25 protein-coding genes and 1 pseudogene are annotated in these 23,085 nt (G+C 68.5%); 10 read left to right on the top strand and 16 right to left on the bottom strand.

The features are described from left to right. Positions 1–18 precede the first annotated feature (18 nt). Positions 19–315: an antibiotic biosynthesis monooxygenase gene (locus RT323_RS07235; protein WP_313406442.1), complete on the top strand. Its 297-nt coding sequence runs from the start codon at positions 19–21 to the stop codon at positions 313–315. Positions 316–327: 12 nt separating this feature from the next. Here RT323_RS07235 and RT323_RS07230 read toward each other — a convergent pair whose 3' ends face one another. After that, positions 328–834: an SRPBCC family protein gene (locus tag RT323_RS07230; RefSeq protein WP_313406440.1), complete on the bottom strand. Its 507-nt coding sequence runs from the start codon at positions 832–834 to the stop codon at positions 328–330. 47 nt (positions 835–881) lie between these two features. Between RT323_RS07230 and arr the strand changes: the two genes are divergently transcribed. Beyond that, positions 882–1,292: an NAD(+)--rifampin ADP-ribosyltransferase gene (gene arr, locus RT323_RS07225; RefSeq protein ID WP_313406438.1), complete on the top strand. Its 411-nt coding sequence runs from the start codon at positions 882–884 to the stop codon at positions 1,290–1,292. On the opposite strand, the gene RT323_RS07220 is transcribed toward arr, so the two are convergent. Continuing rightward, on the bottom strand, positions 1,285–2,658 hold the full coding sequence (locus RT323_RS07220; protein WP_313406436.1) for an aminotransferase class V-fold PLP-dependent enzyme: 1,374 nt from the start codon (positions 2,656–2,658) through the stop codon (positions 1,285–1,287). The two genes, arr and RT323_RS07220, sit on opposite strands and share 8 nt — an antisense overlap. 132 nt (positions 2,659–2,790) lie before the next feature. Between RT323_RS07220 and RT323_RS07215 the strand changes: the two genes are divergently transcribed. After that, positions 2,791–3,072, top strand: a complete 282-nt coding sequence (locus tag RT323_RS07215) for a metalloregulator ArsR/SmtB family transcription factor (RefSeq protein WP_313406433.1) — start codon at positions 2,791–2,793, stop codon at positions 3,070–3,072. Further along, the gene (locus RT323_RS07210; protein WP_313406430.1) at positions 3,069–3,470 is read left to right on the top strand and encodes a VOC family protein; all 402 of its coding nucleotides are present in this window, start codon (positions 3,069–3,071) and stop codon (positions 3,468–3,470) included. Before RT323_RS07215 ends, RT323_RS07210 begins: the two co-directional genes overlap by 4 nt. A gap of 1 nt (position 3,471) precedes the next feature. Here RT323_RS07210 and RT323_RS07205 read toward each other — a convergent pair whose 3' ends face one another. From RT323_RS07205 to RT323_RS07195, 3 genes are all read right to left on the bottom strand, one after another. Next, positions 3,472–3,846, bottom strand: a complete 375-nt coding sequence (locus RT323_RS07205; RefSeq protein WP_313406428.1) for a hypothetical protein — start codon at positions 3,844–3,846, stop codon at positions 3,472–3,474. Positions 3,847–3,968: 122 nt separating this feature from the next. Then, positions 3,969–6,497, bottom strand: coding sequence for an ATP-dependent helicase HrpB (hrpB, locus tag RT323_RS07200; protein ID WP_313406425.1), 2,529 nt, complete (start codon positions 6,495–6,497; stop codon positions 3,969–3,971). A gap of 62 nt (positions 6,498–6,559) precedes the next feature. Then, positions 6,560–6,907 (bottom strand): nuclear transport factor 2 family protein, encoded by a 348-nt coding sequence (locus RT323_RS07195; RefSeq protein WP_313406422.1) that lies wholly within the window; start codon positions 6,905–6,907, stop codon positions 6,560–6,562. Positions 6,908–6,959: 52 nt separating this feature from the next. On the opposite strand from RT323_RS07195, the gene RT323_RS07190 reads away from it, so the two are divergent. Both RT323_RS07190 and RT323_RS07185 read left to right on the top strand, forming a co-directional pair. Further along, positions 6,960–7,328 carry a PaaI family thioesterase gene (locus RT323_RS07190; protein WP_313406419.1) on the top strand — a complete coding sequence of 123 codons (369 nt, stop codon included), beginning with the start codon at positions 6,960–6,962 and terminating at the stop codon, positions 7,326–7,328. A gap of 52 nt (positions 7,329–7,380) precedes the next feature. Next, positions 7,381–8,361: a TIGR03557 family F420-dependent LLM class oxidoreductase gene (locus RT323_RS07185; RefSeq protein WP_313406416.1), complete on the top strand. Its 981-nt coding sequence runs from the start codon at positions 7,381–7,383 to the stop codon at positions 8,359–8,361. Between the two features lie 49 nt (positions 8,362–8,410). Here the strand turns inward: RT323_RS07185 and RT323_RS07180 are convergent, their stop codons facing one another. Both RT323_RS07180 and RT323_RS16700 read right to left on the bottom strand, forming a co-directional pair. After that, the gene (locus RT323_RS07180; protein ID WP_313406415.1) at positions 8,411–8,860 is read right to left on the bottom strand and encodes a hypothetical protein; all 450 of its coding nucleotides are present in this window, start codon (positions 8,858–8,860) and stop codon (positions 8,411–8,413) included. A 3-nt stretch (positions 8,861–8,863) separates the two neighbouring features. Continuing rightward, positions 8,864–9,238: pseudogene (locus RT323_RS16700) on the bottom strand (SRPBCC family protein); the annotation flags it as partial. A gap of 176 nt (positions 9,239–9,414) precedes the next feature. Between RT323_RS16700 and RT323_RS07175 the strand changes: the two are divergent. The 4 genes from RT323_RS07175 (at position 9,415) to RT323_RS07160 (ending at position 16,389) form a co-directional block, all read left to right on the top strand. Then, the gene (locus tag RT323_RS07175; RefSeq protein ID WP_313406413.1) at positions 9,415–9,585 is read left to right on the top strand and encodes a hypothetical protein; all 171 of its coding nucleotides are present in this window, start codon (positions 9,415–9,417) and stop codon (positions 9,583–9,585) included. Positions 9,586–10,559: 974 nt separating this feature from the next. Then, positions 10,560–11,264, top strand: a complete 705-nt coding sequence (locus RT323_RS07170; RefSeq protein WP_313406410.1) for a hypothetical protein — start codon at positions 10,560–10,562, stop codon at positions 11,262–11,264. A 144-nt stretch (positions 11,265–11,408) separates the two neighbouring features. Next, positions 11,409–12,155 (top strand): abortive infection system antitoxin AbiGi family protein, encoded by a 747-nt coding sequence (locus RT323_RS07165; protein WP_313406408.1) that lies wholly within the window; start codon positions 11,409–11,411, stop codon positions 12,153–12,155. Positions 12,156–12,693: 538 nt separating this feature from the next. Further along, positions 12,694–16,389 (top strand): P-loop NTPase fold protein, encoded by a 3,696-nt coding sequence (locus RT323_RS07160; RefSeq protein WP_313406406.1) that lies wholly within the window; start codon positions 12,694–12,696, stop codon positions 16,387–16,389. Positions 16,390–16,542: 153 nt separating this feature from the next. Here the strand turns inward: RT323_RS07160 and RT323_RS07155 are convergent, their stop codons facing one another. The 9 genes from RT323_RS07155 to RT323_RS07115 all read right to left on the bottom strand — a co-directional run. Next, a complete protein-coding gene (locus RT323_RS07155; RefSeq protein WP_313406403.1) occupies positions 16,543–16,980 on the bottom strand; it encodes a GNAT family N-acetyltransferase in 438 nt (145 codons plus the stop codon). A gap of 165 nt (positions 16,981–17,145) precedes the next feature. Then, positions 17,146–18,009 (bottom strand): 3-methyladenine DNA glycosylase, encoded by an 864-nt coding sequence (locus tag RT323_RS07150; protein ID WP_313406400.1) that lies wholly within the window; start codon positions 18,007–18,009, stop codon positions 17,146–17,148. Continuing rightward, positions 17,997–18,386 (bottom strand): Fur family transcriptional regulator, encoded by a 390-nt coding sequence (locus tag RT323_RS07145; RefSeq protein WP_313406397.1) that lies wholly within the window; start codon positions 18,384–18,386, stop codon positions 17,997–17,999. Before RT323_RS07145 ends, RT323_RS07150 begins: the two co-directional genes overlap by 13 nt. Beyond that, positions 18,379–19,209 (bottom strand): metal ABC transporter permease, encoded by an 831-nt coding sequence (locus RT323_RS07140; RefSeq protein WP_313406395.1) that lies wholly within the window; start codon positions 19,207–19,209, stop codon positions 18,379–18,381. Before RT323_RS07140 ends, RT323_RS07145 begins: the two co-directional genes overlap by 8 nt. After that, the gene (locus tag RT323_RS07135) at positions 19,206–19,994 is read right to left on the bottom strand and encodes a metal ABC transporter ATP-binding protein (protein ID WP_313406392.1); all 789 of its coding nucleotides are present in this window, start codon (positions 19,992–19,994) and stop codon (positions 19,206–19,208) included. The genes RT323_RS07140 and RT323_RS07135 overlap by 4 nt, the downstream gene beginning before the upstream one ends. After that, complete coding sequence (locus RT323_RS07130; protein WP_313406388.1) at positions 19,991–20,935, bottom strand: metal ABC transporter solute-binding protein, Zn/Mn family; 945 nt, start codon at positions 20,933–20,935, stop codon at positions 19,991–19,993. The genes RT323_RS07135 and RT323_RS07130 overlap by 4 nt, the downstream gene beginning before the upstream one ends. Positions 20,936–20,973: 38 nt before the next feature. After that, on the bottom strand, positions 20,974–22,038 hold the full coding sequence (locus RT323_RS07125) for a sn-glycerol-3-phosphate ABC transporter ATP-binding protein UgpC (RefSeq protein ID WP_313406386.1): 1,065 nt from the start codon (positions 22,036–22,038) through the stop codon (positions 20,974–20,976). Between the two features lie 43 nt (positions 22,039–22,081). Further along, a complete protein-coding gene (locus RT323_RS07120) occupies positions 22,082–22,840 on the bottom strand; it encodes a glucosamine-6-phosphate deaminase (protein WP_313406385.1) in 759 nt (252 codons plus the stop codon). After that, positions 22,840–23,085: hypothetical protein (locus RT323_RS07115; protein WP_313406383.1), on the bottom strand; the 246-nt coding region annotated here is incomplete at its 5' end. The genes RT323_RS07115 and RT323_RS07120, both read right to left, overlap by 1 nt.

Raw genomic sequence — 23,085 nt, 5'->3', positions numbered from 1 at the left:
GGTCCGTAGGCTGCGGGCATGATCCTCGAGCACGCGCTCCTTCCCGTGAAGCCCGGAACCGAGGCGCGGTTCGTCGAGGCGTTCGACGAGGCGAAGCAGATCATCTCCGCCATGCCCGGATTCCTCGGCCTGACGCTGTCCCGGTGCATCGAGCGGCCCGGCACCTACCTGCTGCTCGTGCAGTGGGAGACCTTGGAGGACCACTCCGAGGGCTTCCGGGGCTCAGAGCAGTACCAGCAGTGGCGACGGCTCCTGCACCACTTCTACGAGCCGTTCCCCACGGTCGAGCACTTCGAGCCGGTGCTCAGCGTCTGAGCCGAAACGCGCTCAGGTGAACAGCGCACGGTAGTGGTCGCTCTGCGACGGGTGGTAGTCGTCGAAGTCGATCGCGGCGACGTCTGCCCCGGTCTCCGCGGCGACGAGCCGGTCGAGGTAGTAGTCCCAGCCCGGACCGACACCGGCGGCGACCTCGGGGTCCGTCATGACCTGACTGAACGTCAACGTGGTGGTGCCCGCGTCCTCGCTCAGCTCCAGCAGCACGTCGAAGGGCGCCTCGTCGGCTGCGGCGGGGGAGGAGACCGCGAGGACGCGCGGAGGCTCGCACCGGTGGATGGTGAACGCCTCGTCCTGGACGTCATCGCCCTCGGCGTTCATGCGGAACACGACCGTGCCCGTGGACGGGTCCCCGGTCCACGTGCCGATCCAGCGCTCGAGCCGGCCGCTCTCGGTGACCGCCGCCCAGACGTCCTCGATCGGGGCACGGAAGGTGCGGGTGAACACGACGCTGTCGCGTCCCTGGCGGGTCTCTCGGATCCCGGTGGGGTTCGCAGTCATGGGGCAACTCTCGCCCATGAGTGCCCTCGGGATCTAGGCTGTCGCGAATGGAAAATCCACTGGACGACGGGCCATTCTACCACGGCACCAAGGCCGACCTGCGGGTCGGCGACCTGCTCACGGCGGGCTTCCGGTCGAACTATCGACCCGAGATCGTCATGAACCACGTGTACTTCACGGCGACGATCAACGGAGCGGGCCTCGCGGCCGAGCTGGCGCCCGGCGATGCCGACCCGCGCGTCTACCTCGTCGAGCCGACCGGCAGCTTCGAGGACGATCCGAACGTGACGGACAAGAAGTTCCCGGGCAACCCGACGCGCTCCTACCGCAGCACCGAGCCGATCCGGGTCGTCGGCGAGGTGGATGACTGGCCTCGACTGAGCCCGGAGGGGCTGCAGGACTGGCGCGACCGGCTGGCGGAGCTCCACGCGGACGGACGCGCCGAGATCATCAACTGACGACGGCTGCGCGCAGCGCCTCGAGAGTGCGCTCGACGTCGGTCTCGGTGGTCGACCAGTTGCTGACCGAGATGCGCAGGACGGCCCGGTCGTGCCACACCGAGCCGGTGGTCCAGGCGGTGCCGTCCTGCAGCATCCTGCGGACGACGTCGCGCGTGCGGTCGTCGTCGCCGAACGAGGCGCAGACCTGGGTGAAGACCACGTCGTTGAGCACCTCGGCGCCGTCGATGCCGTCGATGCCGTCGGCGAACGCTCGCGCGTGGCGGGCCAGCCGCTCCGCCAGCTCGGCGACCCCGGTGCGGCCCAGCGACCGCAGCACGGCCCAGACCGCGACGGCGCGGGCGCGGCGGGACAGCTCGGGGACCTTCTCGAAGGGGTCGCCGGCCGCGTCCTGGATGAGGTAGGCGCCCTGCATCGACATCGCCGCCCGCAGGGCTGCCGGGTCACGCACGATCGCCAGCCCGCAGTCGTAGGGCACGTTGAGCGTCTTGTGGGCGTCCGTCGCCCACGAGTCGGCCGACTCGTAGCCGTCGACGAGGTGCCGGAAGGCGGGGGAGGCACCCGCGAACAGCCCGAACGCGCCGTCGATGTGCACCCAGGCGCCGTGGTCGTGGGCGGCGGCGATCGCCTCGGCGAACGGGTCGAACGCACCCGAGTGGATGTTGCCGGCCTGGAGCACCACGATCGCCGGCCGGTCGTCCCCCGACTCGAGAGCTTCTCGCAGTGCCGCGGGGTCGATCCGTCCCTGAGTGTCCACCGGGACGAGCTCGGGCGCGCCCAGTCCGAGGTAGCGCAGGGCCAGGTCGACCGAGCCGTGGGTCTCGGCCCCGGCCAGCACGCGGATCCCCGGCGAGCCGGCCAGTCCGCGGGTGGCGACATCCCAGCCGACCCGGGTGAGCACGGCGTCGCGGCCGGCGGCCAGGCAGGTGAAGTTGGCCGTGGTGCCGCCGGTCACGAACCCGACTGCGCCGTCCGCGGGCAGGCCGAGTAGCTCCAGGACCCATCCCTCGGCGATGTCGTCGAGCGCGGTGGTCGCGGGAGTCACCGTGCGCATCCCGGCGTTCTGGTCCCACGCCGATGTCAGCCAGTCCGCCGCCAACGCGGCGGGGTGGGTGCCTCCGATCACGAACCCGAAGAACCGACCCGACGGCATCGCCGTCAGTCCCGGCTCCGCGGCCTCGGCCAGCAGGTCGATGACCTCGACCGGATCGGTCGGGCCGTCGGGGAGCTCGGTGCCGAGGGCTTCGGCGACCTGGGCCACCGGGGCCTTCGGAGGGACGGCGCGGTCGGGCAGGGAGGCGAGCCAGCGCAGGGCGTGTTCGTGAGCGCGGGCGAGTGCTTCCGATGCCTCGGGTGAGCGGTCCATGTCGTCAGCCAGCTTCCCTGTCACACGCCACGGGATCGGCGGCGCTCGACATCGTCAGGATGACTCACGGCCGGGGGCGAGTCCATAGCCCCGGCGTTGACAGGCAAGTGATCACTTGCCTAACATGACGGTGTGGGTGACGTCTTCAAGGCCATCGGGGACGCCACCCGGCGTGCGCTCCTCGACGAGCTCATCCAGCGGGACGAGCAGACCCTGTTCGAGTTGTGCTCGCGACTGGCGATGAACCACGACCTCACACCGAGCCGGCAGGCGGTCTCGCAGCACCTCGACGTCCTGGAGTCGGCGGACCTGGTGCGGACCCAACGGCGAGGCCGCTACAAGCTCCACACGATCAACACGGCTCCGCTCGCCCAGATCATCGAGCGGTGGCCACCACGAGAGGAACGGCAATGAAACTGCAGACGGTCAGCATCTTCGTCGACGACCAGCAGAAGGCACGCGACTTCTACACGTCCACGCTCGGGTTCGAGGTGACCGCGGACGTGCCCCTCGGGGAGCACCGGTGGTTGACGGTCCGCCTCGGAGACAGCGCGGATGCCACGGAGGTGTCGCTCGAGCCCAAGGCGCATCCGGCCGCAGCGACCTTCACCGATGCCCTGCTCGAGGACGGGATCCCGTTCTGCGTGCTCGGCGTCGACGACGTGCAGCGCGAGCACGACCGACTCGTCGGCGCGGGCGTCACCTTCAGCCAGCCGCCGACCGACGTGGGCCCGGTGATCATCGCCGTGTTCGAGGACGGGTGCGGCAACCTCCTGCAGCTCGCGCAGTTCAAGGACTCCGCGCCCCTCTGAGTCACTCGCCGAAGCGTGCCTGTTCCATCCAGCCGGGAGCTCGACCGTGCTTGTCCGCGTAGGCCTGCACGATCTCCTCGGTCACGTCCTCGCCGGCTTGGAGCCGGACCAGGTGGGGCACGAGCCAGTGCAGGTCGCCGGCGTCGAACTCGAGGTCGAACATCGGGTTGAGGCCGGTCTGCTGTTCGTCGAGGACGCGCGACAACGCAACCTGTCCGCCCGCGTTCGCGGCGTGGGGTCCGACCGAGAACGACATGCGCGAGTTGGCGCCGTTCGGATGGACGGCCACCTCGACCGGGTGTGGATAGGGCCCGGGTTCCGTCCGCGCCACCACGATGAACTGGAGCTGCGCGTCACGGTTGGTTCGCTTGGTCATGTCTCGGTCAGAGTACGGGCGCTGTTGTCGATCGACGCCTGGGTGGGCCAACGTCGAGGATTCCAGTCACCAGGTGACTGGAATCCTCGACCTTTTTGGAATGCGTAGGAGCAACACGCCGGTCAGCGTCGCGTGCGGGGCGTGTTGATCCGGCGCGTCGCCGGCGCGCTGCGGGGATCGTCGGGCCAGGCGTGCTTGGGGTAGCGCCCGCGCAGGTCGGCGCGCACGCCCGGGTAGCCGTTGTCCCAGAAGGACTCGAGATCGGCCGTGACCGCTGCGGGGCGCCGAGCGGGAGAGAGCAGGTGCAGCAGGAGCGGGACCCTGCCACCGGCGAGGACCGGCACGTCGGACCACCCGAAGACCTCCTGCAGCCGGACGGCGAGCACCGGTTGCTCCTGCGAGTAGTCGATCCGCACGATCGAGCCGCTGGGGACCTCGACCCGCTCGGGAGCGAGCTCGTCGAGCCGGCCCGCCTCGGGCCACGGCAACAGTGCCCGCAGCGCGGCTCCGATGTCGATGCGCCGGAGGTGCTGGGCCGAGCGGACCCGCGCCAGCTGCGGTCCGAGCCACGACTGCAGGTTCTGCGTCAGTGCCGCGTCGCTCACGTCGGGCCAGGGGTCACCGAGCGCCCGGTGCAGGAAGTCGAGCCGAGCACGCAGTGCCGTGGCCGACTCCGACCAGGTGAACAGGCTGATCCCCTCGGTCTCCACGGCGTCGCGGATGGCCGCGGTGACGGCCTCCGCCGGCGGGTCGCTGAGCGGGACGGAGCTGAGCTCGATCGCGCCCAGCAGGGTGCGCCGGCGAGCCAGCACGCGCCCTGCCGTCCAGCTGACCTCGTCCACCTCGGTCCACAGTGAGCCCGCGGCCTCCAGGGCGAGGTCCTCGGTGAGCGGGGCCGCCGCCCGGATGCGGGCTTCGCGTGCCCCGGACCGCCGATCCGCATCGCCGATGGCGAGCCACTCGAGGCCGGTCAAGGGGCCCGGGTCGCGGGGATCGAGAGCCGCGCCCGTCCCCGACGTCATCAGGTAGCTCGAGGAACCGGAGCGCTTGCGCGCGATCCGGTCGGGGTGTGCCAACGCCACGACCAGCCCGACCGCCACGTCGTCGGTCAACGTTCGAGCGTCATGCGTGCGCTGCGGCTCGGACTGCTCCTTCACGATGGACTCCAGCCGCTTGACCTGGGTGCGCCACGAGCCGGCCCGCTGGCCACCGCGCAGGGAACGGAGCGCAGCCACCAGGTCTCCGCCGGGAGCGCGGATGTCCTCGCTGAGCATCGCGACCACCTCGGCGGCGCGCTTGGTCCCGACCAGGCCGGCGCCGTCGATCAGGGCTCGCGCCAGTCTCGGGTCGACCGGCACGCCCGCGAAAACACGGCCCCGTGGGGTTGCCGTGCCGTCCTCGGTGATCGCCTCCAGCTCCAGGAGCACCTGCCTGGCGGCGGACATGGCGTGCGCCGGGGGCTGGTCGAGCAGCGCCAGGTCGCGGACGTCTTGGCTGCCCCAGCAGGCGACCTCGAGGGTGAAGGCCGTCAGGTCGGCGGTGGCGATCTCGGGCTCGGGGTGGGCGTCGAGGTGGGCGTGCTCCGCCTCGGACCAGCAACGCAGCACGGCGCCCGGTCCCAGACGGCCGGCCCGGCCTGCTCGCTGCTCGGCGGCGGCTCGGCTCACGGCGACGGTGACGAGGGAAGCCAGCCCGCGGCGGTGATCGGTGCGGGGCTCGCGCGAGAACCCGGCGTCCACGACGACGCGCACGCCCGGCACCGTCAGCGACGACTCGGCGACCGCGGTGGAGACGATCACGCGGCGACGAGGGCCCTCGCTGAGCGCACGGTCCTGTTCGGTGCCGGGCAGGCGTCCGTGCAGCGCGTGCACGTCCGCGTCCACGCCGGTCAGGCGCCGGATGGTCGCGTCGACCTCCGCGATACCGGGCACGAAGACCAGGACGTCGCCCTCGTGCTCGGCGAGCGCGCGATGGACGGTCGCGGCGACGTGGTCGTGGAACGCCGGGGTGATCCCGCGGTCGTCGGTGCGGCGCGCTCCCGGTGGCAGCGGACACCAGACGGCTTGGACGGGGTGCAGCGCTCCGGGCACGCTGATCACCGGGGCCGCCTCGTCGCCACCGATGAGCGCGGCCGTTCGCTCGGCCTCGATCGTGGCCGACATCGCCACCAGGGACAGGTCCTCGCGCAGGTTGGCTCGGATGTCGATGAGCAGGGCGAGCGTCAGGTCGGCGTCGAGGTGGCGCTCGTGCACCTCGTCGAGCACGACCGCGCCGACGCCCGCCAGTTCGGGGTCGTGCTGGATCCGTCGGAGCAGCAGTCCGGTCGTGACGACCTCGATCCGCGTGCGGCGACTGGTGCGGCGGTCTCCGCGGACGGAGTAGCCGACCGTCTCGCCGACCTGCTCACCCAGCAGGTGCGCCAGTCGACGAGCTGCCGCGCGAGCCGCGATGCGACTGGGTTGAGTGACGACGACCCGCCCGGGGACGAGGTTGGCGACCGCGGGTGGGACCAAGGTCGTCTTGCCGGTGCCCGGCGGTGCGTGGACCACCGCGACGCCGCGGGTGCGAAGCGCCTCGTCGAGAGCCGCCAGGCCCGCGGTGACCGGGAGGTCGGGCGGTGCGGCGAGCAGCCTGCGCAGCGGGTCGGACACCCCTGCAGTCTGCCGGACGAGGTCGCCTCACCGGCCGCGACGCTGCCGAGCCGGCCGCACGACTATCCGAGCGTCATGCGTCGGACGTGAGGCCCGTCGAACTCGTAGACGTGGCTGACTTCGGAGCGCTCCAGGACGGTCCCGGCCGGGTCGCGAACGACGAGGCGGACGCGTGCCTCGACTGTTCCGTCGGGGCGATCCACGATGCTCCGGACGATCATCGCCGGGCGGATCTCGCGCCACTGGCGCTCCCAGTACTCGCGGACCTCGTCTCGCCCGAGCAACCGGCCGCCCTCCCAGCCGTTGGGCCAGTCGACGTCGGGTGCCATGGCCGCGAGGACAGCGTCGAGGTCTCGGTCATTGAACGACTGGTACAGGCCTCGCAGGCTGTCGGCCCGGTCACTGCTCATGCGCTGAGTATGGCGAACGCATCGTTGTGGCGGCGAGGGGTACAAAGACCTCGTGACTGACACCGAACACAGCTTCCTCGCGACGATCGGCGCTTCTTCGCCCGAGGCAACCGACGGACGAGCGACGCTCACGTTGGATGCCGACGAGCGGCACCTCAACGAGGCCGGCACCATCCACGGCGGACTGCTGGCCACCCTGGTCGACACGACGATGGGCGCAGCCATCCTCAGCGTCGTGGAGGACGAGACGCCTGCCACCAGTCAGCTCACGGTCACCTACCTCCGCCCCGGCAAGCCTGGCCCGCTCACGGTCACTGCCACGGTGCGCAAGCGCGGCGACAACCTCACCGTCTGCGAGTCCGAGGTGGAGCAGGACGGGAAGTCGCTGGTGCACGCGCTGGCCACCTCCGCGCTGACGTGACCTGACACTGACGACCGGGAATGAACCGTGCCGTCACGGGTACCGGAGCACCATGAGCCTCTCCATCGGATGCACACTCATGTGTGAGCAGTCCCCGCCGTCGAGCCTGGTGAAGTACGCCCAGGCCGCCGAGCAGGCGGGCTTCCCCTTCGCCGTCATGAGCGACCACTTCAACCCGTGGCTGGACGAGCAGGGGCACAGCCCGAACGCGTGGGTGACGTTGGGCGCGGTCGCCAACGCGACGCAGACGCTGGAGCTGATGACGTACGTGACGTGCCCGATCGGGCGCTATCACCCGACGGTGGTGGCGCAGCAGGCCGCGACCCTCGGTGTGCTGAGCGAGGGGCGCTTCTCGCTCGGCCTGGGCGCGGGGGAGAACCTCAACGAGCACGTGATCGGTGAGGGCTGGGACCCCGTCAACGTCCGTCACGAGCGGTTCACCGAGGCGCTGCAGATCATCAGCGAGCTCCTCGACGGCGGGTACGTCAACTTCGTCGGCGATCACTACCGGGTCGACTCCGCGAAGCTCTGGGACCTGCCGGAGCAGCGGGTGCCGATCGGTGTCGCGGTCAGTGGTCCGCAGTCGATCGAGGTCGCTGCCCCGTGGGCCGACTTCATGATTGCGGTTGAGCCGAACGGTGACGCCGTCAAGTCCTTCGACGAGGCTGTCCAGACGAACACGCCGGCACGCAAGGTCGGTCAGCTGCCGATCTCGTGGGACGCCGACCGGGACAAGTCCGTCGCCCGCGCTCACGAGCAGTTCCGCTGGTTCGCCGGTGGATGGAAGGTCAACGCCGAGCTTCCCGGCCCGTCGGCGTTCGACGCGGCCACCCAGTTCGTCCGCCCCGAGGACGTTGCCGATCAGATCGCCTGTGGCAACGACATCGACGCGCTGGTCGAGGCAGTGCGCCCGTTCGCCGATGCCGGCTTCACCGACCTCGCGCTGCTGCAGATCGGCGACGACGGACAGGACCAGTTCTTCGAGGCGGCACCCGAGATCCTGGCGGCGCTGCAGGGGGAGTTCGGCGCCTGATCGAGGGGGCCGTGCGAACTGAGGCGTCTGGATTGTCTGGTGGCCGCGATCAGTGATCGAGGTCCAGCGCCGCCGCCAAGCCTTCGGGGTCGGAGACGGAGAGCGTCGCGCCGGGATGTCGGATGCTGCCCGTGGTGTCGATCGCGATCACCGGTCGAGCGAACTCCAGGCACAGTGCCCTGTCGCCGTTGCTGGTCATCGACACGCCGCGGTCGCTCAACGACAGGTGGGGCGGACCGGCAGTCTTGACGAACTTGAAGTCGCCCGTGACGTGAGCGGCGATGACGTTGGTGCGCGGGGTCAGCAGCTTCCACGGTCCGTAGCGGACGTACAGCCAGCGGGGGCCGACCTCGACCGACGTCGTGGCGGCGCTGATGCCGAACGGGCGGGCAGCCTTGGCGTACGCGGGGGAGAAGGCGAAGTCGAACTCGCGGACGAGCCCGGTGGGCCGATCCGGCTCGACCATCGCCTCGTCGGCGTCCGGCGCGTCCGAAGCCATGGCGACGAGTCGACGGAGTGCTGCACCTGCCACGGGACGGTAAGCCTGAGCCGGGAGGGCGAGCGGACCGTTCAATTGCATGAGCGCACGGCTGCCGCCGTCCGCGGTCGGGAGCACGCAGTGGTGCATCCGGATGCGCCTCCGCCGGATGAGCAGTTCCCATGACCAGGTCCGGAGACCAGCGTCGACCTCGGTGACCTCATAGTCGACGGCGAGCGGTCCCGGCCCGTGCACGCGGCCGACGTCGCCCGGTTGCAGGCTGGTTCGGGTGGGCTCCACGTGTCGGATCTGTGGCGCCCAGGACGACCACTGCGAGGGATCTGCGAACAATCGCCAGACCGCGTCCGGATGCGCGGGCCCGCTGGCCTCAACCAACATGTCTCGAGCCTGACAGGCCTCGGCAGCACTCGCGAGGCGACGCTGGCGACCGCTCGCGGCGGAAATCACGATGCCAAAAGCGCGAACGGACGGACGGTGTCCCGCCAGCCTCCGTCTAGATGGCGGGCTGGCCGAGTTTCGCTTCGCTGACTTAAGTCGTCCGTCACACTGGCAGCGTGGACTTTGTCGTGCATGTCGGCGTGCTGTTCGTCCTCCTGCTGGGCTTCTCGGGGTTCGTCCGATGGCTCGACGCTCGGTACCCCATGGCCTCGAGGACGACCAGCGAAGTACGAACTGCCGCGTTGGCGATCGCCTTTGGTGTTGCCTATGCGGCGGTTCTCATCTGAGACTCGACCGTCACTCGCGGTGAAAGAACGCGTGAATCTGCGTTCGGCTCGCCGCATGCAGTACCTGTGAACCAGGGTTCCCACTTGGGATAATCGCGTGTGGCATCCATCCCCATCGATGCGCTGATTCTCACGCGCAAAGAAGCTCTCGAGTACTTTCCGCAGTGGTCTGCAGCAGACCGAGCGATCGCGCGAACCTGGATTGACGAGACAGGCGTAACCGAGTTCTACGTGCCCCCATCGGGCGGATACGTCGCAGGGCATGGCGGCCCCAATCGGAGTTCGTTTCGAGACATGCCAATCAACGGACTCCTCCTGCATGCCACATTCATATGGGCATGGCCGAACAATGCGGACGTGGCTGGGGACGTACGGATCGAACTGTCAAAGTCACGTGCTGTCGATGCGAGAGAGGGCAGCAGGACGCGGAGGTCAAGCCAAGCAGTCTTGGACATTTGCAAGCAGTGCAACCTTTCCGTTCCTGCGAGTCTCGACGAATGTGAGCATTGCGGCCACAACGTGGGGCTTGATCGTCGTGTGAACAACCTTCTCGAGGCACTGCTCGGCCAGGTTGGGAGCGAGGGTCGCTGAGAAGCCGCTCGGAAACGTCTGAGCGGTGAAATTGGGAAAGGCCTGCGCTGCAATTGGGACCCATGTGGCAGCAGCACGTCAATCGCGGCGGTAGGACGCAGCCATCGGCGGCGGATGCGGACGTATCGTCGGAAGGGCAACGACGGCCGCCGGCGGTCGTCGTTTCGAAAGCCCCTTCTCCTAACTTGAGAAATCGGAGACTGAGGAGCCAGCCTGATCTCTCACTCGACTTCGAACGGAGCTGTGCCTGCTCATCGGCAGTCCGGACGACCTCGACGCGGCGGAATGGCGCCACCATCAGGTCGTTGGTTCATTCGGGCGAATTACCAGCCCACCTGCGGGAAGGCACAACGAAGCCTGCGCCGGCCGGGTAGCCTCCGGTCATGAGCAACGCAGTGGGCGCGCAGGCAAAGCGGGAAGAGGAGATCGCCTTCCTCGCTATGGAGGAGGTCCTTGGGGTCGATATCCGGCTGGCGGATGCCGGCGGCGGCAACAAGATGCCGGATGGCATCTGGCTCTACCCCGATGGCCAGCGCCGTCGAGGGATCGTCGAAATCACCTCGCCCCCAGCGGAGGACCTGATGAAGGAGTGGGCGGCAGCGAAGCGCGAGGGGCGTACTCAAAGTGAAAGCGGATCCGTCCCGACACGTCTCGGCGAGCTCGCGCAAGTGTGTAACGAGATGCTTGAGACGAACTGGGCTAAGGGAAACGTGGACAAGCTCTTGGCGCAACCCGCAGATGAAAGACACCTGTTTCTTTTCGGACGGGGTCACGACGTGAATCACTACTTCTATCGACTCTCCGACACCTACGACGATGCGCCGGGGGAAAAGGTCGAGGACCTGGAACTACCTGAGGGCATCTCTGACGTGTGGTTCCGCGGCCGAGCTTGGCGAGATCCGGATGATCGTCAAGGATCGACGAAGGTCTGGCTCGCTCGATTTCAAGCTGGCGTCGGGTGGAACCGATACGTGGTGAACATCGAAGAGCGTCACCTTCCGTCGCCTAACGCCGGTATCGCGGCAGACTCGGTTCCTGATGGTTGGAGGGAACCGAAGGACCGATCGGGCATGCCGGCCGGCGACTGAGGCTTATCAAGTTCCCGTTCGGTGCGCTGGAGCCGGCCTAGGCGTTAGGCGCAGGGCCTTATTGCCATGAGTGGCGGGATGACGCACCTCTCGACTTCGCTCATGGGTCTGCGACAGAGGAGCGCTACTCACTAGCATCAGCACATGCCGGACGTGAAAGACCTACTTGCAGGTCGATCTGACCTGAGTACCTTCTTCGTGCACTTCACCCGAGGTCAAGCCGACGGGACTTCTGCTCGCGAGGTTCTGCTGAAGATACTGAATGGCCAAGTTCTCAAAGCAAGTCGGGTGCACGGGATCGGAAAGGCTCTCCTAGAGGAGAAAGCGGCGCCGCAGGAAGTGCTAGATCAGCTCTCTGTGGTGTGCATGTCCGAAGCCCCTATGGCCCACTGGTCAATGTTCTGCTCGGAGATCCCTGGCCGTTCATGGCGGTTCGCACCGTACGGATTGGTGTTCACCAAGGACTGGGCACGTGGATACGGATTCAACCCCGTCTGGTACCTGAACACAGTGCCCGGGCAATCGTGGCTTACGACGCCGCTAAACGAACTTGCGCAGATCGCCTCGAACGGAAAAGCCCGGGCTTGGGACGGCAACGGCGAGCTGAAGGATGTCCGATTCCGCGACTCTCAAATCGCGAAGATCCTCCCATTCATCGAAACGGCGGGCGTGGGCAAGGACTTCTCATGGGAACGTGAGTGGAGAAGAGTTGGGAGTGTGTCGTTCCTGCCTCAAGAGACCGTCGCGGTACTCGCGCCCGAGGAGGATCATCCTGCGTTCCAAGCAGAGTACGACCGACAGTGCGAATCGTCGGACTGGCCGACGACGACGCTCAACCTGGTTGATCCGACCTGGCCGCTCTCTCGTATCCAGGGCGCCGTGAGCCGTTGAGCGAAACGGCGTTCGGTTCCAGATGCCTAAGGATCGGCCGGAGCGCTGTAATCGACCGGCCCGGGGATGCGGAGGGGACGGGCTCTCGACGACTGCTGAGTAAGCACCCCGGGCTTGATGTGCTTGGGATGGAACTCAGCCACGTAACAACTCCATCTTGCACAATGCGCCCGACGCCGCCGTCGAAGGCTGCGGGAGGAGCCACCTCAAGACAGTGCTTCGCATCGGGTCGAAGGAGTCACGGCGCACGCGTACGTACAGAGCTCGGGTGGGGCGAGACCGTCGTTCAGCGGCTCGCCGCAGGCGTCGGCCAGCTCATCGGCGCTCATGGCCACTTCCCGAAATGAGAGCCGAGGAGCCAGTGAAAGATGGCACGGACCAGCGGCGAGTTTGGGATGACCTGCCGGAACTGGCACGGTCGCACTCAAGATGATGGCGGTAAATGCGCACTCGCACGACGCGCCAAAGCAAAACGTCATGTGATGTCGGTGTCGCCACCTAGGGTTCTACCGAGACAACCACCGCTGAGGAGCCGAACGTGTTGGGGAAGTTGCCGCCGCCGCAGGCGTTGGAGATTGTGCGTCCTGGCGACCTCATCCCGGACAACCGGCTTCCGTCCGACGCACCGGACCTCCTCGAGCACGACGCCATCGCCCGCGGCGTCGCCGAGATTGCCTGGTCCGCCGACGCCCCGGTCAACATCGCCCTTTTCGGACCCTGGGGTTCTGGCAAATCCAGCGTGTACTCAATGATTGACAAGCACCTGGCACGCATCGCGCCTAAGAAGGTTCGCATCGCCCGCTACGACGCTTGGAAGTACGGCGGCCGCGAGTTGAAGCGTAACTTCATCAACAGCCTTGCGCACGAGCTGGACCTCGAGGACAAGCCCGAGTTTTCCAACGGTCTGGAGAGTGACCAGGTCGACACCAAGATGGACACCCTCGGGTGGGTGCGGAAGAACTGGCTCTCCCTCCTCGTCGGCATCGGTCTCGCAGCCGCCCTAGCCGCCTTGTGGGTCCTCGTCCAGGCGGGCATCGCGTGGGCGTTCACCGACGGCAACTTCAAAGTCACATCCAAACTGCTCCTGCCGCAGGCAGGCACGGTCTTCGGACTGGCGCTTGTGGCGTCGCTGGTCGGCCCAAAGGCCTTCGAAGGGGCGGTCATCACCAACACCACCGCCGCACCGGAGGGCTCCGATCAGTTCGCCAAGCGGTTCAAGGACCTCGTCAAGTCCGCGCTTCGGGGCAAGCACGAGCGTCTAGTGGTCTTCATCGACGAACTCGATAGATGTGATCCAAAGGATGTCGTCGCGACCCTCATCGACCTCAAGACGTTTCTCGACGAGGAAAACTGCGCGTTCATCGTGGCGGCAGACCGTGAGGTCATCGAACGCGCTCTGCGCCAGGTGCCCCAGGCGAAACCGGTTAGGGAAGATGAGCCGTACTACGCGACCCCGGGGGCGTTCCTCGACAAGATCTTCCAGCACCAACTCGCGCTGCCGCCGCTGCGGTCGAGAGCGCTGACCAAGTTCGCTCATGACCTGGTCGATGATCAAGGCGGCATCTGGGAGGAACTGCGCGCCGACGGCAAGGACACGTTCGACCGAACTGTCTTCGCTCTCGTTCCCGTCCACGTTCGCAGCCCCCGCCGCGTGAAAGTCCTGCTGAACAACTTCGCGACCAACGCGCGAATCGCCCACTCGCGCGGCCTCGACTGGCTCGACCGAGCCCACGAAGTCGCAGTCCTGACCGTACTCCAGACCGAGTTCCCAAACGTTGCCGACGAGCTGCATCGAGCGCCCCGGCTCTTGGTCTACCTCCGGGGCGACGAGACACCCACCGGGGAACTCTCCGACGTGGTCGCACGCTATCGCGCCAGCGCAACTACGGAACCGACCAAGGCGGCCACCATAGGAGCAGTTGACGAGGACGACCCAGCGAACACAGCTGCCGGCCGTTTGCTCTCCGACGACGGTACGACCACCGGCGCCCGGGACCTCGAGGTTGCCGGGGAGACGCTGCGCCGCCACTTGGCCAACTACCTCGCGAAGGTTGCCGCGGCCGGAATCCGCGACCCTCGACCGGACCTGCTTTACCTCCAAGCTGCCGGGGGTCGCGAGGCACTAGCCGACCCGAAACTTGGCGATGCCATCGACTTCGCCACCGACACTGCCCCGGACTCCGTTGTGGCGGCGTTCGATGACGAGTCGTCGTCCACCCTCACGGTCGCGATCCCGCTCCTGGTCACAGAAGCCGACAACGAGACAGGCCCGGGTCAGAAGTTCGCCTTCGAGGCCGCCTGCAGGCTCATCGAACGCCTCGACCCGGAGGACCGAGCCGCAGTCGCGCAGCAGGTCGCGCCTTCGCTCATCGCCGCCGTGACATCCGGCACCCTGTCCGACCTGTCGCTGCCGGGTGCACTGCTCGTCTCGTCGTGGTCCGGCGCGCACGACGTCGTCCACGAGACCCTGGGGAGCGCTGCGAGGCGCGGACCATCCGAGAAGCTCCTCGCCGCTCTTACCGTGCTCCTGCCTCACCTCGATGACGATGGCCGACTCCTTCTCGTCGCGATGCTCGCCGACTCGTTTGGGGAGCACCAGCAACCCCTTCTTCGCGCGCTGCGAGACGCCCCCGTCGACAGCGCCGTCGAATTGTGGAGCAGCGTCTCCGATCGAGTCCTGGAAGTGCTGAACCACCTCGAGCTGACGGAGGACAACGAAGACAACGGTGCCGCCACGACTTCCGCAAGAGCCTCGCAGGCCGCCGTCGCGGCAGATCCCAAGCCGACCGGAGACGGCGTCTCGCTCCTCGCCGAGCTCGTCGACGTCGTCCGAAGTCGGACCGACCACGAGCCGCTGCTCTCGGCAGTCATCGCGACCGCCCAGTCGGAGGCCGCGAACGACCAACTGCGCGGTTGGGTCGTCGAGAACATTGACAGCCTGGTCGGCACGATGTCCTCTCCAACGCGTCGCGCCAGGCACGCGCTCCTGGGTATGAAGCGCTGCAGCGGCCAGCACAGGGACTCTTGGGCCGCGGTCTTGCCCAACCCTGCCGACGTCGGCGACGGAGACGCGGGCCCGGCGCTGGACGACTCGACCCAATGGGATTCCGACGTCGCCGACGTCGCTGAACAACTTCTCCACGACCTAGTAGGTGCCTTCGCAACGGCGGCCGACTCGAGGCTACGTACGCTTCCGAACCTGACTGTTACGGTCGCCGGGTGGGGCGCGGCGTCCGATGAGAGCATTGCCGCCAGCGTTGCGTCGGCACTACAGGACATCGGCTGGGACGACGCGAGCGCCGACGACACCGCGGGGCAACTCCTGTGGGACCGCAAGGAGGCGCTACTTGCTATGTCCGCCAAGCTCGCCACCGGGGACGACTCGCCACTCTTCCACGCATTCGTAACCGATCTCGGCGACATGCTCCACGAAATCAGCCTCACCCCGTTCGCGACGTCGGGATGGCGGAACCTCGCAGGTCAGCTCCCGAAGGGCGCCGCTGAGGCCCTCTCGGAGACGGTTGACGAGTACGAGCCCAGCGAAGCCGAAAAGCCCGCAGTGCTCGGACTTCGACTCGCTATCCGAAGTGCCTTCGGGGGGCCCGCTCCAGCGGCATCGGCGTTTACCGATCTCGCCCTCGACCAGCGAACGACAGCGCTGACCGACGCATGGCTCTCCCTCGAGCCGAGCTCAGAGGACGCCTGCGCCGTCTTGCCTGCGGCACAGTTCACTTCGGCCGCCATGCTTCGGTACTCCACCGCGCTTAACACTGAAGAGCGCACCGCCCTGTGGCTGGCACTCCGTCGCTCTGACGCCTCCGATGGAGCGCTCCGTGTTGCCGGTTCGGGCGGTCTGGGCGTAGAGGCCGTGGAGAAGGTCGCCGAAGATATCGGCGTCGCCACGCGCGAGCCCGACCGCTCGGCGTTGGCGGGTCAGCTGACGGCCGCGAAGGCGGCTGCGGATGTCGACGGGAACGTAAGGAAGGCCGTGAGCGCGCTCGCTTCGGACCTCATTGGCAAGAACACGGTCGGCGACTTCCGCACCGCAGCCGAACTTGTGCTGTGGGCCGGTGGAGCAGGACACGGACATACACAAACGCTGCGCCAGAAGTTGAACGCCGCACCCGAAGGACACCGTAAGGCGCTCCCGCAGTCAGTCACCCAAAGGCTTGTCGATCTCAGGTTGCTGAACGCGCCGCCGCCGAAAAAGAAGCGGCGACTCTTCGGGGCGTGAACAGAGGGGCGGATGTCCGTGCATGGACCCGCATCATGAGCGAAGCGAGGCGCGCTCGATTGGCTCCTCTCGCTCGACAGCGGCTATCTAGGGCGCGCGGCTCAGTGACTGCTCGAGACACGTCTCTGTGGGCGGAATGCCGCAGGGCCCGGCCTACGCAGAGGGCTTACGAGTCATGGGGACGTGGTCGATGCCGGCCTCGATGTAGTGCGGGCCGGTGGTGACGAAGCCGAAGGATCCGTACCAGTTCTCGAGGTAGGCCTGGGCGCCGAGCTTCAGCTCCTGAACGCCCCAGCGGGCGATGACGTCGCGCAGCAGTTGGCCCGAGAGGCCCCGGCCGCGGGCCTCCTTGAGCGTCGCGACGCGACCGATCTTGCGGTCTCCATCGGCGACGTAGGTGCGAAGGTAGGACTGGATGACTCCGGACTCGTCTGCGATCCAGAGGTGGGTGCAGTCCTCGCGCATGTCGACGCCGTCGACGTCAGGCTCGTCGCACTGCTGCTCGACGGCGAACACGACGTCGCGGATGCGCCATATCTCGTAGACCTCGCGGGCCGTGAGCTCGGCTCCCGTGCGGGCGGTGATCGTCACGGGTCGACTTTAGTCAGCGCACCCTGCGGTCACTCGGCCTCCCTGCCGTTGGTGACCGCTTCCTTGTGGAGGGAGTCGCGGATCCTGCGGAGTTCGCGTCACGTCGGTCATCTGGTCTCGATACACCGTCTCGCTTCGCTCGCCGGCACTCGACCAGCGCACTGCCTAGTTGGAAGCGGGAACTGCGAGCAGACTCTCGATCGACTCGAGGAGCCGAGCCCGCAGGGGAGTGGCGGCTTCGGTGAAGCCGCGCTGGCGGCGGACGTATTCAGCCTTGCCGTCGGCAGTCTCGATGGGGATCGGCTCGTAGCCCAGGTCGCTCAGGTCGTACGGCGAGGCCATCATGTCGACCTCGCGCACGGCGAGCGCCAGCTCGAAGGTGTCGAGGACGATCGTGGCCTCGATGAACGGCAGCAGCCGGAACGCGATCCGGTACAGGTCCATCGTCGCGTGCAGACAGCCCGGCTGCTCACGGTCGAGCTGGTGCTCGCGGCCGAGCTCCTCGATGTTCAAGGGGCGCGCAGGGTCGGTGAAGAACCGGAACGCATCGACGTGGGTGCACGCCAGCTTGTGTGACTCGACGACCTGGTCCGTGCCCTCGGCGCCCAGGCGTAGGGGAGCGGGGTGCCGGCGGTCGTCCGCGTCGCGGTAGACCATCGCCCACTCGTGCAGGCCGAAGCAGCCGGTCCGCGCCGGTCGCGAAGCCGTCCGCGAGAGCAGCTCACGCGTCCAGCGCAGTCCGTTCAGCCGCTTCTCCAACCGAGCCTCATCGACGGAGGAAACCCCGTCGACCTCGACGTACGCGCCCAGCGCCGCGTACTCCGGAGCATCGGCGAGCCCGGCACCGAGCCCCGGGTGCCAGCGCTCGAGCGCGCCGGGGGAGAGGTTGTAGTACTCGAACAGGAAGTCCGCGACGGGGTGCTTCTCGCCCCGCTCACGACGTTCGACGTGCGGCTGCGTGTACTGGCGGGCCCGCTCGCGATGCGCGTCCGCCAGCGGCTTCCACTCGGCTCGGCTCAGGACCTGCATGACCCACAGGTGCCGAAGATCTCGAGCGTGTGCGCGATGTCCGCGAAGCCGTTCTCCTCGGCGACGCGATCGGCCCAGCGCTCGACGGTCGGGCCCTCGACCTCGACCGTGCGCCCACACGCCCGGCACACCAGGTGGTGATGGTGGCCGCGGCTGCAGCGCCGGTAGAGCGTCTCGCCGTCGTCGGCGCGCAGCGCGTCGACCTCGTCGGCGTCGGCCAGCGCCTGCAGCGTCCGGTACACCGTGGACAGGCCCACGTTCTGGTCGCGGTCCTCGAGCAGCGCGTGGATCTGCTGCGCGGACCGGAACCCGTCGAGGTCCTCCATGAGGTCGGCGACGGCGCGCCGCTGGCGGGTGTTGCGGGGTGCCTCAACCACGAGGTGCCTCCTGTCGGGAACGGACGTGCGTCAGCCCGTGCGCCAACGCCGCCACGATGAACACGCCGAGGGCGATCACGACGATCGTGGGCCCCGGCTGGGTGTCGATCTGGACGCTCGCCAGCAGGCCCGAGACGGCCGAGAACAGGCCGATGCCCATCGCTGCGAGGTGGGTGGAGCGGAAGCTGCGCGTCAGCTGCTGGGCCGCCGCGACCGGCACCACCATGAGCGCCGAGACCAGCAGCAGGCCGACCGTGCGCATCGCGACCGTGATCGTCACCGCCGCGAGCACGGCGATCAGCATCCCGTACAGCCGCACGGGGATGCCCATGACCCGGGCCTGGGACTCGTCCTGGCAGAGCGCGAACAGCTGCGGCCGCAGGGCGATCGTCGTCGCGATCACCACGAGGCCCAGCACGACCACGACAGCCAGGTCGACGCCGCTCATCGTGATGATGGAGCCGAACAGGTACTGATTGAGCGTCGCGGCGTTCTCGCCCGCGAGGTTGGTCAGCATGACGCCGCCGGCGAGCCCGCCGTAGAACAGCATCGCCAGGGCGAGATCGCCGCTGGTGCGACCGACGCTGCGCAGGACCTCGAGCAGGATCGCGCCACCGACCGCGACGACGACGGCCGTGGCGAGCGGGGCGACGTTCGTCAGCAGGCCCAGCGCGACGCCGGTGAGCGCCACGTGACCCAGCCCGTCGCCCAGCAGGGCCAGCCGCCGCTGCACCACGAAGGTGCCGACGGCCGGTGCCGACAGGCCGGTGATGACCGCGGCGACCAGCGCGTACTGCATGAACTCGTAGGACAGGATGCTCATGCGCTGCCTCCCGGGAGCGGGCCCTCGGAGGGCACCGGCCGGGTCACGGCAGGCTCGCTGCTGTGCGCGTGATCGTGCGCGTGGTCATGGGTGCCCGGACCCTGGGCAGGACCCTCGTACTCGACCAGCCCACTGTCGAGGTGGACCGCGCGGTCCACCAGCGGCGCCATCGGGCCCAGCTCGTGGGCCACCATGACGATCGCGGTCCCGCGCTGGTCGAGCTCGCCCAGCAGGCCCGCGAAGACCTCGGCGCTGTGCGCGTCGATGCCGGCCATCGGCTCGTCCATCACGACGAGCTCGGGATCGGCCACCAGGGCCCGCGCGATGTGCGCGCGCTGCTGCTGGCCGCCTGACAGGTGGGTGATCGGTCGCTTGGCGAGCCTGGCCAGCCCGACGCGTTCGATCAGGTCCGCGGCGGCGGCGCGGTCGGCGCGGGTCGGCCAGCCGAAGCGGGGCCGGCGCGAGAGCGCACCGCTCACCACGACCTCGGTGACCGTGGCGGGGACGCCCGAGAACACCTCCGGCCGCTGCGCCATGTACCCGATCCGCTGATGGTCGGTGAAGCGCCCGAGCGGCGTGCCGAACAGCTCGATCGAGCCGCGATGCGGCAGCAGGCCCACCAGGGCGCGCACCAGCGTGGACTTGCCCGAGCCGTTCGCGCCCAGGATCGTCACGAACTCACCGGGCAGCACACGCAGGTCGACCCCGCGAAGCACCGGAGTGCCGCCGAGGTCGACCGTGACGCCGTGAGCGTCGATGACGGGCGTGATGGGGGTGGACGTCACGAGCAGCCGTTCGCCTTCGTCAGCGCGTCGAGGTTCTGTCGCATGAGGGAAACGTAGTCCTCCCCGGTCGTCTCGTCCGACAGGCCCTCGAGCGGATCGAGCACGGCCGTGGTCGCGCCGGTCTCGCGTGCCACCGTCTCGGCCAGGGCCGAGGACGCCAGTCGCTCGGTGAAGATGGTGGTGATGCCGTGCTCCTTGACCTGCTCGGTGATCTCGGCCAGGGCGGCGGTGCTGGGCTCGGACTGCGGGTCGATGCCGCTGATCGGGACCTGCGTCAGGCCGTAGGCCGCGGCGAGGTGCCCGAACGCGGCGTGCGACGTGACGAACTCGGTCTGCTCGCACGAGGCGAGGCCGCTCGTGAAGTCGGCGTCGAGGTCCTCGAGCTCGGCGATCAGCTCGTCGGCGTTCGCCTCGTACGTGGAGGCGCCGTCGGGATCGGCCTCGACGAGCGCGTCGCGCACGCCGGCGGCGGCCGTCACCATGTTGGCCGGGTTCAGCCACACGTGCGGGTCGACGCCGCCGTGGTCGTGGTCGTGACCCTCGTGGTCGTGGCCCTCGTCGCCGTGGTCGTGGTCGTGGTCGTGGCCACCCTCCACCTCGACAGCTCCCTCGGCCATGTCGACGGTGGAGCCGGCATCACGGTCGGCATCCTCGACCGCGTGGTCGACGGCCTCCTGGAAGTTGGACAGGTACACGACGACATCGGCCTCGTTGACGTCCACGACCTGCTTGGCGGTGAGCTCGAGGTCGTGGGCCTCGGCGCCGGGGGAGGTCAGCGTCTTCACCGAGACGTCGTCCCCGCCGATGCGCTCCGCGAGGAACTGTGCGGGATAGAACGAGGCGACGACCTGGGTTCCTCCCTCGTCACCGCCGTCCCCGGCACAGGCGACGAGGGTTCCGGCGAGGAGGGCGGCGCATGCGGCGCCGGCGAGCAGCTTCATGACAACCATTCTCAAGACGGTTGACAACGATTGTCAAATCAGAGTCGGTTGCCGGTCGTGGGGTCGAAGACGTGGACGTCCGCCGGGTCCAGCGGTGCCAGGTGAATTCGGCTGCCCTTCTCGGGAGGACGGCGCCAGTCGGTGCGGGCGACGAGGTTCTCGGTCAGGTTCTCGGTGTGCCCGTACAGGTACGCGTCCGCTCCGGTCTCCTCGACGACCGAGACGGTGATCGGCATCCCGTGCTCGGCGATGCCGAGGTTCTCGGGACGGACCCCGAGCGTGACGACCGGACCCGCCAGGTCGAGCACGGACCGCTCGAGCGGGATCACGGCGTCGCCGAGCCGTACCCCGCCGTCGACGACGGGAAGGTCCAGCAGGTTCATCGCGGGAGAGCCCAGGAAGCCCGCCACGAACACGTTGGCGGGGTGGTCGTAGATCTCGCGAGGGGTGGCGACCTGCTGCAGCACTCCGGCGTCCATCACGGCGACGCGGTCACCCATGGTCATGGCCTCGACCTGGTCGTGGGTGACGTAGACGGTCGTCGTCCCGAGCCGGCGTTGCAGCGCCGCGATCTGGGTGCGGGTCTGGACGCGCAGCTTCGCGTCGAGGTTCGACAGCGGCTCGTCCATCAGGAACACCTTCGGCGACCGGACGATCGCGCGCCCCATCGCGACCCGCTGCCGCTGACCGCCGGAGAGCGCCTTGGGCTTGCGGTCCAGGTAGGGCACGAGATCCAGGATCGCGGCGGCCTCCTCGACCCGGGTGCGGATCTCGGCCTTGGGGACTCGCGCGACCTTGAGCGCGAAGCCCATGTTCTCGGCCACGGTCATGTGTGGGTAGAGCGCGTAGTTCTGGAACACCATCGCGATGTCCCTGTCCTTGGGCGCCAGGCGCGTCACGTCGCGGTCGGCGATCAGGACGCGACCGGAGTCCACGTCCTCCAGTCCCGCCAGCATCCGCAGCGTCGTGGACTTGCCGCAGCCCGAGGGCCCGACCAGCACGAGGAACTCGCCGTCCTCGATCGCGAGGTCGATCGCGTCCACGGTCGGGCGCTCCTGGCCGTCGAAGGTCCGGGTCGCCTTGTCGATGGTCACCGATGCCACGGTGGTGCTCCGTTCACTGGGGTCATGGTCACTGCGGTCATGGTCACCACTGCTGCCCGTCCGGCTTGTGAGCCATGGTGAAGCGGTAGTAGTCGGTCAGCCTCAGGTCGGCCGCCGCGTCCGGATCCACGACGCACGTCACGTGCGGGTGCAGTTGCAGCACGGAGGCGGGGCAGGACGCGCTCACCGGGCCCTCGACCGCGGCGGCCACGGCCGCTGCCTTGGCGGATCCGCCGGCGACGAGCACGACGTGGCGGGCCTCGAGGATGGTGCCGAGTCCCTGCGTCAGCACGTGGATCGGCACCTTGTCGATCGAGCCGAAGAACCGGGCGTTGTCCGCGCGGGTCTGGGGCGTCAGCGTCTTGGTCCGGGTGCGCGAGGCGAGCGACGAGCTCGGCTCGTTGAAGCCGATGTGGCCGTCGGTGCCGATCCCGAGCAGCTGCACGTCGATCCCGCCGGCGGCCGCGATGGCCGCCTCGTAGCGAGCGGCCTCGGCGGGGACGTCCGCCGCCTCGCCGTCCGGTCCGTCGACCTCGATGCCGGCACGGTCGGTGAAGTCGCGGCGGATCACCGAGTGATAGCTCTGCGGATGCGAGCGGGGCAGGCCGAGGTACTCGTCGAGCGTGAACGCGCGCACCCCTGCGAACGACAGCAGCCCGGCGTCGCGCCAGCGCAGCAGCGAGTCGTAGACCGGCAGGGGGGAGGAGCCGGTCGCGAGGCCGAGCACGGCGCCCGGGCGGACGTGCTGGGCGATCGCGTCCGCGGCGACCTCGCCGGGGGACGTGGTGACGACGACCTCCATCAGTCGGTCACTCCTTCCGAGACGAGCAGCGCCGCACCGCGGGTGCCGACGGCGACGTCCTCGGGCAGCCAGCGCACGCGGTCCGCGACCGGGACGGCACGGGCGACGAGGGGGCGGTCGTCGTGCTCGAGCCGGGCGGCGACTGCTGCGCGCAGCGCGGGGTTCCGGGACACGACGCCGCCGGTGATGAGGATCAGTGCGACGTCGGGACCGTAGGCGAGCAGTGTGACCGCGTGCGCGATCCC

This window comes from Aeromicrobium sp. (assembly GCF_032084975.1).
GTDB lineage: Bacteria > Actinomycetota > Actinomycetes > Propionibacteriales > Nocardioidaceae > Aeromicrobium.
This window is presented reverse-complemented; position numbering and strand designations above follow the sequence as displayed.

What these genes read in the sequence shown, in the direction of transcription:
- RT323_RS07235 (WP_313406442.1), top strand. Translation starts at nt 19, where the DNA reads ATGATCCTCGAGCACGCGCTCCTTCCCGTGAAGCCCGGAACCGAGGCG.
- RT323_RS07230 (WP_313406440.1), bottom strand. Translation starts at nt 834, where the DNA reads ATGACTGCGAACCCCACCGGGATCCGAGAGACCCGCCAGGGACGCGAC.
- arr (WP_313406438.1), top strand. Translation starts at nt 882, where the DNA reads ATGGAAAATCCACTGGACGACGGGCCATTCTACCACGGCACCAAGGCC.
- RT323_RS07220 (WP_313406436.1), bottom strand. Translation starts at nt 2,658, where the DNA reads ATGGACCGCTCACCCGAGGCATCGGAAGCACTCGCCCGCGCTCACGAA.
- RT323_RS07210 (WP_313406430.1), top strand. Translation starts at nt 3,069, where the DNA reads ATGAAACTGCAGACGGTCAGCATCTTCGTCGACGACCAGCAGAAGGCA.
- RT323_RS07205 (WP_313406428.1), bottom strand. Translation starts at nt 3,846, where the DNA reads ATGACCAAGCGAACCAACCGTGACGCGCAGCTCCAGTTCATCGTGGTG.
- RT323_RS07195 (WP_313406422.1), bottom strand. Translation starts at nt 6,907, where the DNA reads ATGAGCAGTGACCGGGCCGACAGCCTGCGAGGCCTGTACCAGTCGTTC.
- RT323_RS07185 (WP_313406416.1), top strand. Translation starts at nt 7,381, where the DNA reads ATGAGCCTCTCCATCGGATGCACACTCATGTGTGAGCAGTCCCCGCCG.
- RT323_RS07180 (WP_313406415.1), bottom strand. Translation starts at nt 8,860, where the DNA reads ATGGCTTCGGACGCGCCGGACGCCGACGAGGCGATGGTCGAGCCGGAT.
- RT323_RS07170 (WP_313406410.1), top strand. Translation starts at nt 10,560, where the DNA reads ATGAGCAACGCAGTGGGCGCGCAGGCAAAGCGGGAAGAGGAGATCGCC.
- RT323_RS07165 (WP_313406408.1), top strand. Translation starts at nt 11,409, where the DNA reads ATGCCGGACGTGAAAGACCTACTTGCAGGTCGATCTGACCTGAGTACC.
- RT323_RS07150 (WP_313406400.1), bottom strand. Translation starts at nt 18,009, where the DNA reads ATGCAGGTCCTGAGCCGAGCCGAGTGGAAGCCGCTGGCGGACGCGCAT.
- RT323_RS07140 (WP_313406395.1), bottom strand. Translation starts at nt 19,209, where the DNA reads ATGAGCATCCTGTCCTACGAGTTCATGCAGTACGCGCTGGTCGCCGCG.
- RT323_RS07130 (WP_313406388.1), bottom strand. Translation starts at nt 20,935, where the DNA reads ATGAAGCTGCTCGCCGGCGCCGCATGCGCCGCCCTCCTCGCCGGAACC.
- RT323_RS07120 (WP_313406385.1), bottom strand. Translation starts at nt 22,840, where the DNA reads ATGGAGGTCGTCGTCACCACGTCCCCCGGCGAGGTCGCCGCGGACGCG.